The organism is Cohnella faecalis, assembly GCF_003570905.1.
Taxonomy (GTDB): domain Bacteria; phylum Bacillota; class Bacilli; order Paenibacillales; family Paenibacillaceae; genus Cohnella; species Cohnella faecalis.
The window spans coordinates 232,292-244,457 of record NZ_QXJM01000040.1 but is presented as its reverse complement, the minus strand read 5'-3'; the positions used below and the strand labels follow the sequence as shown (position 1 = coordinate 244,457).

12 protein-coding genes and 1 pseudogene are annotated in these 12,166 nt (G+C 45.1%); 6 read left to right on the top strand and 7 right to left on the bottom strand.

What is annotated here, in order from left to right:
• Positions 1–50: 50 nt before the first annotated feature.
• Positions 51–332 (bottom strand): transporter, encoded by a 282-nt coding sequence (locus D3H35_RS22560; protein WP_233568148.1) that lies wholly within the window; start codon positions 330–332, stop codon positions 51–53.
• Between the two features lie 47 nt (positions 333–379).
• Positions 380–697, bottom strand: a complete 318-nt coding sequence (locus D3H35_RS22555; protein WP_119151441.1) for a hypothetical protein — start codon at positions 695–697, stop codon at positions 380–382.
• A 334-nt stretch (positions 698–1,031) separates the two neighbouring features.
• Here D3H35_RS22555 and D3H35_RS22550 point away from each other — a divergent pair, with 334 nt between their 5' ends.
• A complete protein-coding gene (locus D3H35_RS22550) occupies positions 1,032–1,580 on the top strand; it encodes a cupin domain-containing protein (protein WP_119151440.1) in 549 nt (182 codons plus the stop codon).
• Between the two features lie 43 nt (positions 1,581–1,623).
• Here the strand turns inward: D3H35_RS22550 and D3H35_RS33665 are convergent.
• Positions 1,624–2,252, bottom strand: a pseudogene (locus D3H35_RS33665) (AraC family transcriptional regulator); the annotation flags it as partial.
• A 68-nt stretch (positions 2,253–2,320) separates the two neighbouring features.
• Here D3H35_RS33665 and D3H35_RS22540 point away from each other — a divergent pair.
• Positions 2,321–3,172, top strand: coding sequence for an aldo/keto reductase (locus D3H35_RS22540; protein WP_119151439.1), 852 nt, complete (start codon positions 2,321–2,323; stop codon positions 3,170–3,172).
• On the opposite strand, the gene D3H35_RS22535 is transcribed toward D3H35_RS22540, so the two are convergent.
• Together D3H35_RS22535 and D3H35_RS22530 are read right to left on the bottom strand one after the other, a co-directional pair.
• Complete coding sequence (locus D3H35_RS22535) at positions 3,169–3,702, bottom strand: TetR/AcrR family transcriptional regulator (protein WP_119151438.1); 534 nt, start codon at positions 3,700–3,702, stop codon at positions 3,169–3,171. The two genes, D3H35_RS22540 and D3H35_RS22535, sit on opposite strands and share 4 nt — an antisense overlap.
• An 84-nt stretch (positions 3,703–3,786) precedes the next feature.
• A complete protein-coding gene (locus tag D3H35_RS22530; RefSeq protein ID WP_119151437.1) occupies positions 3,787–4,935 on the bottom strand; it encodes a YhgE/Pip domain-containing protein in 1,149 nt (382 codons plus the stop codon).
• Positions 4,936–5,364: 429 nt separating this feature from the next.
• Here D3H35_RS22530 and D3H35_RS22525 point away from each other — a divergent pair, with 429 nt between their 5' ends.
• A complete protein-coding gene (locus tag D3H35_RS22525) occupies positions 5,365–6,843 on the top strand; it encodes an Lsa family ABC-F type ribosomal protection protein (protein ID WP_119151436.1) in 1,479 nt (492 codons plus the stop codon).
• Between the two features lie 716 nt (positions 6,844–7,559).
• Positions 7,560–8,411 (top strand): M48 family metallopeptidase, encoded by an 852-nt coding sequence (locus D3H35_RS22520; protein WP_158594228.1) that lies wholly within the window; start codon positions 7,560–7,562, stop codon positions 8,409–8,411.
• Between the two features lie 28 nt (positions 8,412–8,439).
• Here the strand turns inward: D3H35_RS22520 and D3H35_RS22515 are convergent, their stop codons facing one another.
• Positions 8,440–9,441, bottom strand: coding sequence for an iron chelate uptake ABC transporter family permease subunit (locus D3H35_RS22515; protein WP_233568146.1), 1,002 nt, complete (start codon positions 9,439–9,441; stop codon positions 8,440–8,442).
• 258 nt (positions 9,442–9,699) lie between these two features.
• On the opposite strand from D3H35_RS22515, the gene D3H35_RS22510 reads away from it, so the two are divergent.
• Positions 9,700–10,050: a winged helix-turn-helix transcriptional regulator gene (locus D3H35_RS22510; RefSeq protein WP_119151433.1), complete on the top strand. Its 351-nt coding sequence runs from the start codon at positions 9,700–9,702 to the stop codon at positions 10,048–10,050.
• A gap of 89 nt (positions 10,051–10,139) precedes the next feature.
• Positions 10,140–10,976 carry a DUF1349 domain-containing protein gene (locus D3H35_RS22505; RefSeq protein WP_119151432.1) on the top strand — a complete coding sequence of 279 codons (837 nt, stop codon included), beginning with the start codon at positions 10,140–10,142 and terminating at the stop codon, positions 10,974–10,976.
• Positions 10,977–11,168: 192 nt separating this feature from the next.
• Here D3H35_RS22505 and D3H35_RS22500 read toward each other — a convergent pair whose 3' ends face one another.
• Positions 11,169–12,161, bottom strand: coding sequence for an ABC transporter substrate-binding protein (locus D3H35_RS22500; protein ID WP_119151431.1), 993 nt, complete (start codon positions 12,159–12,161; stop codon positions 11,169–11,171).
• Positions 12,162–12,166: the final 5 nt, after the last annotated feature.

Here is a 12,166-nt window from a genome sequence, read left to right as displayed (position 1 = left end):
CGGGGAGCCCCTAGGCGGGAGCCCCGGTTCTTTGCCGTCTGGAAAGACATTCAGAAGCACGAAAACGATTCGATCCTCTGAAGATCCAGGCCGGAGAACATCCAGAAGAAGCCGTTCCATCGAAAGCCCGAGATCGACGTCCGACCGACGAAAACGGGGTAAAACCAGAAGCCGGGTCCGCTGCGCGGCCAAATATACGTATAGCGGAACAAGCAGCCGGCGATTGCGCCCGGATCAACGGCAAACGTTGACGTTAGGGGCTTGGGAGGAATCGTCTGCGGCGGAGGCGAAGAGGGGGGCTGCGGGCTGCCTTGCGGTCCGAAGGGTGGCATGAAAGCCAAGTGTATCACTCCTTAGATGGTCGGCTATCCTTGCGCTCTTAGAGCAGCGAGATGGTAAGAAGGTTAAAGAGAACCAGAGGAAGAACGAAATTGGCAGTAGGATTCAGAGGAGGCGGGAAGAAGGCGCGGGCGTAGCTCTCATTCGACAGGCTCAAGTATACGATTCCTCTGTCGCTGTGAAGGATATGCCCTTCGAAGACGTCGCCGTCCATCGTCTCGGCCCTGACTAGACGGTTGGCGTGGTGAGCGCACAGCTGATGAAGATGGTCTCGGGCGGACCGCAGCGTATGATGGAGATGGGAATCGCACTGATAGATGGGCGTCAGCTCTTGCTGTGCCCTATTCGGCAAGCTCATGGGGAAGACCTCCGTATTTTCGAACGTGGGATATTGTATGCGGGAGCCCAGCTCGGCGTTACGGGGATTGCGCAGAGGGGAAAATAACCTGTCTACCATTATTGGGCCACTTCACTTCGAGTGGCCTTTTCAATTTATCCCATAAAAATCCATATTGTCATATGACAAAATGACGAAAAAACGCACTACTTGGCAATTTACTTATTCTCTATAATAGAAAGGATTGAGGGTTAAAACCGAGCTGAAGCACTTCGTCTGCTCTAGATTTGAGCGCCCATTCTCATGAATTTTGACTGTCTGGTTTAGACAACTTAACCCCAAGGAGTGAACGTGTGTGGAACGAACGGTAACGAATCAAGTTACGGGTGAACAAATTACGTTTATAGAAACGGCAGAGGACACGGACGGAAAATATTTATTAATTGAAGTTGCGCTGCCCCCGTATGGCAAGGGTCCGCCGCTGCATATTCATGACCGCTTTGAAGAAGAATTTGAAGTGGTTTCTGGTAAGCTCACAGTAACATTAGGCAAAATAAAGCACTTATTAGAAGCGGGAGACTGTCGTACTGTTCCGCTTAAAACGCCGCATACATTTACAAATAATGACGAAGAGCCTGTTGTATTCCGTGTTCGTTTAACACCGCCAAGCCAGTTTGAGCAGTCGGTTCGTATTCACTACGGACTAATGGATGATGGTTTAACAGATGCAAAGGGCAATCCCAAATTGCTCGCACACACCGCTTTAGTTTTATCGCTGCAAAATACATTAATCGTTGGCATTCCGTTCTGGATACAGCGTAGTATCTTTGGTCTAATCGTCAAACGTGCCCGTAAAAGAGGAATTTATGCAAAACTAGAAAAGTATACGGGTAAGCCCGTATAATCTGTATGATTCTGCCGCCGAAAACGAGTTAAATACCTATCCATTAGTCATATTGCGACTTCAGGCGCTTTATTTCTTCTATAGGCGGAAAACCAAACATGCGGGAATATTCACGGCTGAATTGCGATGGGCTTTCGTAGCCTACCCGAAATGCGACATCAGCGGCATCTGTTGACTCTGCAAATAACTGGCGGCGCGCTATTCGAAAAGACTTATTGTAGTTATTCACGATGTGTTCGATAACGTTTTTGATTTGATGAGCAGAGCTGCCTTCTATTGCAATTTGTACAAGCGCATCCCCATGCTGCCCTTGCAGAACCCTATAGAAAATTTCCTTCATGAAGAGAGGCGCAAGTATAGGGATATCTTTAGAGTTGTCTAACAAACGGACTAACCTAATTACCGCATCCAGCAAAGGCGACTCCATCTTGCTGACAAACATAGCTCGCTTAGCATTTTCTTTCGATTTAACTCGCATTTCAGAATCACGCAAAACCTCAAAGATTCACTCCGTGTGAATTCAAGTTTGAATCCCAAATAGGGAACATCTGAAGTAGCTTCAGTCACTTGGGTGGTAACTGGCAAATGCACGGAGGCAACAAGGTAATCGGCAGGACTGTATTTAAAGCGCTCCTGTGCAAGCAATACCTCCTTCGCCCCTTGAACCACCAAAATGGGGTAACGGTCGCTTTATCATTTGGTGCATAATAAAGATGTAAAAGAAGGGGGTAAGTTCTCGAATGCAAAAAGTAATTTTGAACAATGGTGTTGAGATGCCTATACTCGGTTTTGGTGTTTTTCAAATTTCAGATCAAAACGAATGTGAACAAAGCGTTTACGACGCTATTATGGCAGGCTATCGGCTGTTTGATACAGCTGCCTCTTATCTAAATGAAGAAGCCGTTGGCAGAGCAATCAAACGAAGCGGCGTGCCGAGAGAGGAATTATTCATAACTACAAAACTCTGGGTTCAAGATGCTGGTTATGAGCGCACAAAAAGAGCATTTGAAAAATCACTGAACAGATTGCAATTGGATTATTTGGATTTGTATCTCATTCATCAGCCATTCGGAGATGTATTTGGCTCCTGGCGCGCTATGGAGGAGTTGTATCGTGAGGGAAGGGTTCGTGCAATTGGCGTTAGTAACTTTCAGCCGGATCGACTGATCGATTTGATTATTCATAATGAAGTAACTCCTGCCGTAAACCAGGTTGAAACGCACCCTTTCAACCAGCAAATCGAAAGTGCGAAATTCATGAAGGAAAACAATGTTCAGATCGAGTCCTGGGCGCCTTTTGCCGAAGGGAAAAATAATCTGTTCCAAAATGAGGTATTGGTATCCATTGCTGAAAGGTATAATAAATCCGTCGCTCAGGTGGTTTTACGTTGGTTGACGCAAAGAGAAGTCGTTGTGATTCCAAAGTCCGTTCGTAAAGAAAGAATTATTGAGAACTTCAATATCTTTGATTTTGAATTAAGCCAAGGGGATATGGATTCGATTGCTGCGTTAGATACGGAACAGAGCCTGTTCTTATCTCATCGCGATCCTGAAATAGTGAAATGGATGGGCACCCGTAAACTTGATGTCTAATCAAACCCTTTTGTTTCGTCATAAATAAAGTTTTTCAACTCCTCTTTAGTCATGCTATACTGCCGGCCAAGCCATTTTTTTATGATCTGAATAATTCCACTGCTATAAAAATCACAAACAATTTCAGGGAATTTCGCCTCATTAATCTTTTTTGTAAAAGGACTTCTTTGAATTTTAGCCTGCTCCAGCATCAATTTACTCGCTAGCTTGACGAAATAATTGAAGGTTTCATTATTGTTGTCAAATAAATGCCTCGCTATTTTTTCACGGGAGCTCACATAATCAATAAACACTTCAAAAAAAGATTGATTCTCTTCTTCAATGAGCACGTATAATTCTTCTGTAATCAAACGCAATAAGTCTTCGAATAAATCATATTTATCTATATAGTAACGATAAAACGAGCTTCGATGAATCTTACTAGCCTCACAAACCATTTTTATTGAAATGTCCTCGAAGCCTTTATCCTCCAATAAGGATTGAAAGCTCTGTAAAATATGTGCACGTGTACGCTCTGTTACATGATTCAACTATCCTCACCCTTTAATGGGAAGTTCAATAGATGCAAACGAAAGCAGATAATCAAAGTGTAGATTATCTGCTTTCATTTTGCATTAGATAATGGATGGGCGCGGTTCACGATCCTCGGGAATACAGGCGTGAATGCACGCTGTAATGAATAGACCACCTGCCGCTAACAACACAAGTCCCAAAAGATACGGGGCAAGCTGCGATCCACCGAATAAAGTGGTGAAGTCAGCTTGAACTGCGTAGTACATTGGCGATACAACTCTGACAACATCGAAAATATTATACAACATTTCACGCGGCAATATTCCCGTGCCGCTTACAATTTGTGTAAATACAAATCCCATATTGATTAGCATGCCAATTTCACCAAACAACATCGTACTAATTAAGAAAATCAATGTTGAAGCAAGTACGATGAGAGAATGAGCAGCCCACATTGTAAAGAATGTATCTGCACCATAATTCTCTATAGAGAAGAAAATTCCCAACCCTCCAAGAGGAGCCAATACTGCAACGATTACAACAGCAATTATTAATCCAATAAAGGATTGCCATTTCCCAATAAGCGGACGTAGTCGATTAAGACTCTTTACTAGGATTAGTGATACCATCATTGCACTAACATTATTCGCTACATTTAAAAATAATGGCGCTAACCGATTATGCATCCCATCTCGCACTTCATTGGTTTCGATGACATTCGCGTTGAATTTTGTTGCGACCATTTCAGCTTTAGCATTTGCCTGCTCTTCAGGCATCTGCATTTGAGCAAACACGCCCTTCATCATATCTTTTTGCACCTGTGCACCAAATGTACTGGACATCTCGGTAGCAATCATTTTCACAGTGCTTGATACTAGTGCTTGACTGGCCTCGTTAATGTGAAAATTAATGGTTACTTGCTTATCCTGTTTCGTTAAGTTTGCTGTGAAATCTTCTGGTATATGGATAATTAAGTATAGTTCGCGTTTGTCTAAAGCGTTTTCCGCTTCAATAAGGGAGTAACCCTCCACGATTTTCAATGGTAATTTTTCTTTTAGTTGATTAACTATTTCGTTTCCCTGTTCATTATCCTCATTAACAATTGCGATCGGCAGCTTCTCAATGTTTTTTGGCATGGCTGAATATCCTGGCAAGACTACGCCTATCATAATAAATTGATAAATGATGGCGACTCCGATCGCAGCAATCGTTGTTTTTGCTAATAAAAATTTTTTAATTCCGTGTATCAAAATAATTCCCCCTATAGTGACCTTGCTCAAATACTTTCTCACTATAGCAAGAGTAAAATTTAGTGAATAGAAACAAAATAGCGGTAGTGTCTTAAAATAAGACACTATTCTTATTTCATCTCATAGGTATAACCAGCTGGCTTTTGTTTAGTTATTGAGATCATTAAACGGGCATGATATGATACTGATAATTAAGGATTGGAGTTGATGGGATAATGTGATTCTTCTTGCGGATAATAAAACATTCCTAAGCGATTTTTTTTCGCATGTTTTATTGTTTATACGCAAGAAAGTTACATTATCTTTTCACTCAACGAATATATCCTCGTCCGGCCCCGAAGCGGGTTGGATTCGCCGTATATTTATTTGAGCTACAAGAATGTAACTTTCTTGTAGCTTTTTATATTTATTTGGCGGGAGGACGATTGTATGTCATTGATCAAAGTTGCCAACCTAACGTTTGCCCACGAGGGCAGTTACGACAATATTTTTGAAAATGTAAGCTTTCAGATCGATACCGATTGGAAATTAGGATTTACGGGGAGAAATGGCAGAGGCAAGACCTCATTTCTAAATTTGTTGCTTGGCAAATATGAATACAGCGGAAAAATAGCCGCTAATGTTCATTTTGAATATTTTCCTTTCCATGTCGAAAACAAGCAAAGCAATACTCTTGATGTAATCAACGACATTTGTCCAGACTATCTTCACTGGCAGCTCATGCGTGAGCTTTCCTTGCTAGAGGTATCTGAGGATGTTTTAGATCGGCCTTATGACTCCTTGTCCAACGGAGAACAGACGAAAGTGCTGCTGGCTGCCCTATTTCTTAGGGAAAACAGTTTTCTGTTAATTGATGAACCGACCAACCATCTTGATTTGAATGCAAGAAAGCTTGTTAGTGATTATCTCCAAACAAAGAGCGGATTTATTCTGGTGTCCCACGACAGATCGTTTTTGGATAACTGTGTAGATCACATCCTTTCCATCAATAAGACCGACATAGAAATTCAAAAAGGAAATTTCACCAATTGGTGGGAAAATAAAAAGAGGCAAGATCGCTTTGAGCTGGCCGAGAACGAAAAGCTAAAAAAAGACATCAGACGCTTGTCTGATGCCTCGAAACGAACGAGCAACTGGTCAGACGAAGTGGAAAAAACGAAAAACGGCACAAGAAACTCCGGTTCCAAGGTTGATAAAGGGTATGTTGGACACAAGGCTGCTAAAATGATGAAACGCTCTAAAGCCATGGAGCAAAGACAGCAATCGGCCATTGATGCTAGGTCTAGGCTCCTTAGAAATATTGAAACCTCCGAGAACCTAAAGATCTCGCAGCTCACATATCATAAGCGTCAGCTTGCCGAGCTTGAGAATGTCTCGATTTATTACGGCGAGAAGAGGGTTTGCCAAGATGTAAGCTTTACTATTGAGCAAGGCGAGCGAATTGCGCTTTCAGGCAAAAATGGCTCCGGAAAATCAAGTATTATCAAGCTTATTTGCGGCGAGAATTTAACCTATACGGGCACTTTCAGAAGGGGAAGTCAGCTTAAAATATCTTATGTCTCACAGGAAACGTCACACTTACAGGGCAATTTAACGGACTACGCTAGAAACAATAGGATCGATGAAAGTCTTTTTAAAGCGATTCTAAGAAAACTCGATTTTTCCAGAGCTCAATTTGAGAAGGATATTTCGGCTTTTAGCGGCGGTCAAAAGAAGAAAGTGCTGATTGCAAAAAGTCTTAGCGAGCAAGCTCATTTGCTAATTTGGGATGAACCGCTGAATTTTATCGATATTATTTCTCGTATGCAGATTGAAGAGTTATTGCTTGAATACGCGCCTACCATTCTTTTTGTGGAGCATGACAGTGAATTTTGCAACAATATGGCTACAAAGATCATTGAACTCTAACCAATGCAAAACGTATTCTGCAAGAAAAAGTCCACCCTGCATAAGGGTGGACTTTTTCGTCTTCTTAGCATAGATGACTTAGGGAAGCTCCTTGATACGACAATGTTTCCCATATTAATGGTATAATTATGCTAAATAGCAAAGGAGCAAAGCAACATCTCCATGATTAATAATTTATACGAAACGCATTCATGCAATCTATTTAAGCGAATGGAATGAAATTGTAAAAATAGAAGGGGTTAATGTGATCGAGGGTGGATTCATAAAGGATTAGTTGAGCTTGCCAAAAAATCACAAGGAGAACTCCAATGTCCAATCAACAAGTCGAAGTCTGTCCTACATGCGGTCATTCCATGCCGGTTATCCCTGGTTATGTTACTTGGTGCGAGCAATGCGATTGGAATATTAGTCCTACAGAGTCCGACGCCAAATCCCCAACCTTAATGCGGCGTTTGCAGTCTCGTCTCGGAGCTCGTTCTGCCAATTTGCTGTACGAGGAATTATCGAACGCTGCTGTCTCTACCCATCCGGTTACGTTGGGGACGATAGGGGCTTATTTGTTCTCTTTCTTATTACATGCGGCTTCAATTGGTATGGTCTGTCTGGCGATTCATGAAATTTTTTGGTCGCGTACGATTGGAGAGTTTATGCTCGGGTTTATTATTTTGGCTGTTAGCGTGGTCTTGTTCTGGCCAGTCAAAAGGAAAATACATGGCATGAAACTTCATCGAAGCGACTATCCTGCACTGCACAGGCTTATGGATGAAATAGCGAATCAATTAAACGCGCCCAAAGTGGATAGACTTGTCGCAAACAGCGAGTTTAATGCGTTTATTACAAGAACCGGTATGCGGCGTAAATCGGTGGTGGGCATCGGAATTCCGTTGTTTTCGGTGCTTAATTTGCAAGAGAAAATTTCGGTTTTGGCACATGAGATGGGACACCACGCCAATGCGGACCTGACCCGAAGATTTATAGTGCGTCAGGCTCTGCGAACGTTAGGATTGTGGTATGGCTTCCTGTTTCCCAAGACGGATTATTTGGAGATAATCGGACCTTTCCATTACGTCATTGCTTTCATTCGCAAAAGATTGGCTGACGTAGTGTACTATGCCTATTTGCTGTTGGGACTATCCGTATGGAAGCAAAGCCAGCGCGCCGAGTATTTTGCGGATATGACGTCAGCGCGCATTGCCGGTACGGAGGCCGCCGTGTCCGCGCTTGGTAAAATGCATTTTGCCCCGACTTTCTTCATGACGTTAAAAAAGGTGGCGCATTATCGCTATTCGAACGAACTGTTCGAAGAAGTGCGAAAGTTCACGCGGAGCATACCGGAGAAAGAAGAGCGGCGATTGAACAAAATACGAGAATCGGCTCCCGCCTCCCTGGATGATACGCACCCTCCAACCTTATATCGCATTCGACATTTGAACCGTCAACCTGTCGGATCATTCGGCTTGAGCATGGACGAGAGCTTTTGCGAGCAATTAAATCAAGAGTTTGCCCAGCTTGAGAAAGCGACGGAAAGAAGGCTCTTGGACGATTACCGCGCGTGGTACATAGAGTGATTCATTTTTATAGTAACCATAAGTTCTTCTAGTGCTCCCCGTCTGTCGGTTTATGCGGATTCATGAGGGAACGGTAAAAAAGGTACAGCGAAATCGGAGCGCCGAACATCGAAATAAGAACATACAACGGCAGTTCGTACGGTGCTGCCAAGGTGCGATTAATGATGCTAAGCGTTACCATTACGATAGCGCCCAAGACGGTGGAAACCGCCAGCACCCACCCTTCACTCCCGCCGACGAGACGCCGGGCGAGCAGGGAAACCAGCATCCCGACAAAAGCGATGGCTCCGAAAGCGGCCGCTGCTCCCATGGACAATACGATTACAACGACTGCCGACGCTAATAACACGCCTTTTCTCGCACGGTCGGTTGAAGGTTTGAATGCGATGACGGCAATCGCACCAAGCAAACCTAGAGCAAAGCATGGGAGCAGCCAATTCTCATAGACAGCGCCAGAGCTGCCTAGGTATACCTGAATGACATTGTTTAAAAGGTCATCCGTGAATAGGACAATAAGCCGTGCACAACCCAATAAGACCATAATCATGATGGCGCCGACTAGCATACTGCGAACCGCCAGACTTCCGCCTCGAACTTTACGGGCAAAAATAATATTGAAAGCGCCGAGGACAATCGTACCCAAGCCTATTGCCGCAATGTACCAAGGGTAAGCTGCGTCGGGTTTATAAAGCACGACCAGGCATGCAGCGAACGCGCCTCCTTCCGTCAAGCCCATAATTCCTGTATCCGCCAATCGGTGCCGCATTACACGCTGCAGAATGACGCTAGCTGCTGCCAGACCCATTCCACCCACAAGAGTGGTGAGTAGGAGAGGCAATCGGATTTTAACTATGATCTCATGATGCGTAGTTTCCGGATCTCTGTTCCATATTGTCTCTAATTCCGACAGAGAAAAAGCATACCATCCTACCGCTAATCCCAATATTGACACTAGGAGCAGCAATCCCACCGCGCTGAGCAAGATCCCCCAGGCCTTTACTTGATTGAATGGTTTATTAGTTGTGCTCACATTTTCCAACTTCATTATCCTCCATATTATGACAGGCTATTCTGCAGCGAATCTTTGTTTCTAAGTTAGGTTTCACCAGAATTAGCCATATTCCTGCTTTAAATATAAAATAGATTCATAAACTAAAACCGACGTTTCTTTCTCGTTTTTTATCGGTACCATGAACTTTTCTGCGAGGTGGTGCTCGATGGCTGTCGCTCGAAGGAAGAATAACCAAATTTATCGAATGTGAATAGTTAGGAAGGGGGCTGCTTGCTCATGTCTCTGAATTACGTGAAGTGTCCGGTAGAGCTTGCAGTCGATGTTCTCAGCGGCAAGTGGAAGGTACTCGCTCTATGGTACTTGCAGGATCAAAGAAGAAGATTCAACGAACTGCAGCGTCTGATGCCCGGCGTATCGCAGAAGATGCTCACTCAGCAACTGCGGGAGTTGGAGAAGGACGGTATTATCGGGAGGCAAATATTCGACGAGAACCCTCCGAGAGTCGAGTATTATTTGACGGAGCGGGGAGAAGCCGTGAAGCCGATTTTGAGCAGTCTCTTTACGTGGGGCTTGACGGTCGAGAGCGCAGAAGACCAGAATCGCCGCCTGGAAAGCTCGCCGTTCTAGGCCAGTAACCAAAAAGTGCGTTCTTGATGGAATGATTGCGCTTTGATTTACTTAGGTAAATCCAGTCATCACTCCAGGAGGAACGCGCCATGTTCACAAGAAAAATGTTATTCACCAAAGTATCGACGCTCTTGCTAACGATCTTCATCGCAGAGGGCTGCAGCAGCAAGGATTCGGACGATAAGGCAGATCAAGTTGCTCTTACGAGCCTGAGCGATGAGTTCAACGAAAGCTCGTCTTGGTCCAAATGGACGAAAGCAATTGACGTGAAAACCGATGACGCTTACATTGGCAAATTTGATATTAATCAAACGAGCGAAGGCCATTTGTACATAGAAGCCGTCAAAGGCACATGGTATGGGGAAAATACAGGCCATCTATCGTTCAAGCAGGTAACCGGCGACTTTGTAGCTTCGATGCGGGTCAAGGTTGCTGGCAAGAATACGCCGATTCCGCAAGGCTCATACGATCTTACCGGCTTGATGGCGCGTGTTCCCAATCAGAAGACCGGCGAAGCTTACTCCGACAGCAATGAGAATTGGGAGTACTTGTCCACGGGAGGGCATGCCGATTCGCGGATTATCGACTACAAGAAAAATATTAGAAGCAGCTTCACCTTCCAGACCGCGGATGTTAATACCGACTGGATCGAGCTAAGGCTGGCGCGAATCGGTAACGATATCGTGAAACTGTACAAAGAGGATGGCGGCGCGTGGCAGTTCGCGGAGGCGAATAGAAGGGACGATTTCCCGGATACTCTTCAGGTCGGATTCTGCTTGCTGACCGATCTCAACGGTTCTCCCGACAACTACACGACAATCGACTATATTCGCTTCCAGGAACCGGTTCTGACCGATGACATGGCGAAGAAAATCGAGGATGAAACAGCCGAAGACAAGGATTGGATAGCGTTGCTCGGCAAATAATCATTCTGTACAAGCTAAGAAATAAATGAGAAAATCGTTTTGTTCAAGGGCCTTGTCTTCGTGCACCGTGCAAAATACAACAGCCGCTAGCCGCAACCGCTTCGTTGCAGCCAGCGGCTGTTCGCATCTATCGAGAGCGGCGTGCTCGCCTTTCTCGGATATTCGGGGCTCGCTATTTTTGTAACGGCTCGCTTACTTCTTGAAGAGCCTTTCCGCATCGTCAAGAGCGAAGTCTTGGCCAATTGAAGAATAGTCCAGCCAGGTTTGCCCATCCAGTACGTAAACGTGACGGTTTTTGACCGCCTTCAGATTTGACCAGAGAGCGCTCTTCTCCAATGATGTATAGTTATTCATTGCTTCGTTGCCTTTGCTGATAATGACGAAGATGGCGTCAGCGTCGAAATCCGGAAGCACCTCCTGGGAAATCACCTCGAAGGCTTTGTCGATCTTCTCGACTCCGTTGGCAGGCTTCAGCGCGAGATCGTCGAACATGATCGGTCCGACCGGACGCTTGATTCCCATCACTCGCAATTCCTTAGCGGTCGATCGGATCGCCATAACCTTGGCGCCTTCTCCGAGCTCCGAATGAATCAGCTTGCTTACTTTAGCCGCCTTGTCATCGTAGTTCTTGATGAAGGCCTCGGCTTGAGCCTCGTGGCCGACGTGCCCCGCAATGGTTTGCAGATGATCGCGCCAAGTTCCAGCGTCCATGTCGATCGCAATTATCGGAGCAATTTGTTCGAATTTGGCCCTATCTTTGCCGGAATACACGCTATCAATAAAAATAACATCAGGCTTTAAGCTCAGAATCGCTTCCATATCGGGATCGGTCACGACGCCGAGCTTGGCAGCCCCGGCTAGCCGATCCTTCACGTGGGGCAGGAAATCCTTGACGTCGCCGCCTACGACCGAGCCGACCGGAGTGATGCCGAGCGCAAGAAGATTGTTAGTAATGTGAATCGAGATGGACGCGATCTTCGCATTGGGGTTGTTCTTTAGAATTTCATCCGCAGCTGCGGATGAAGAGGAACCGGCGTCGGCCGCCGGCGCAGAGCTTCCGGCAGTTGGACTGGCAGAGGGGGTCGGCGATGCCTCCGGTTTTTCGGAGCCCGAGGTTTGCCCGCAAGCGGACAGAACAATCAGAATCGCCAAGCTTATAATCAGTACTAACGGTTTGTTTTTCATAAACA

Excerpts from the sequence above, each read along its gene's own strand:
- D3H35_RS22560 (WP_233568148.1), bottom strand. The coding sequence starts at position 332 with ATGCCACCCTTCGGACCGCAAGGCAGCCCGCAGCCCCCCTCTTCGCCT.
- D3H35_RS22555 (WP_119151441.1), bottom strand. The coding sequence starts at position 697 with ATGAGCTTGCCGAATAGGGCACAGCAAGAGCTGACGCCCATCTATCAG.
- D3H35_RS22540 (WP_119151439.1), top strand. The coding sequence starts at position 2,321 with ATGCAAAAAGTAATTTTGAACAATGGTGTTGAGATGCCTATACTCGGT.
- D3H35_RS22525 (WP_119151436.1), top strand. The coding sequence starts at position 5,365 with ATGTCATTGATCAAAGTTGCCAACCTAACGTTTGCCCACGAGGGCAGT.
- D3H35_RS22520 (WP_158594228.1), top strand. The coding sequence starts at position 7,560 with ATGAAACTTCATCGAAGCGACTATCCTGCACTGCACAGGCTTATGGAT.
- D3H35_RS22510 (WP_119151433.1), top strand. The coding sequence starts at position 9,700 with ATGTCTCTGAATTACGTGAAGTGTCCGGTAGAGCTTGCAGTCGATGTT.
- D3H35_RS22505 (WP_119151432.1), top strand. The coding sequence starts at position 10,140 with ATGTTCACAAGAAAAATGTTATTCACCAAAGTATCGACGCTCTTGCTA.
- D3H35_RS22500 (WP_119151431.1), bottom strand. The coding sequence starts at position 12,161 with ATGAAAAACAAACCGTTAGTACTGATTATAAGCTTGGCGATTCTGATT.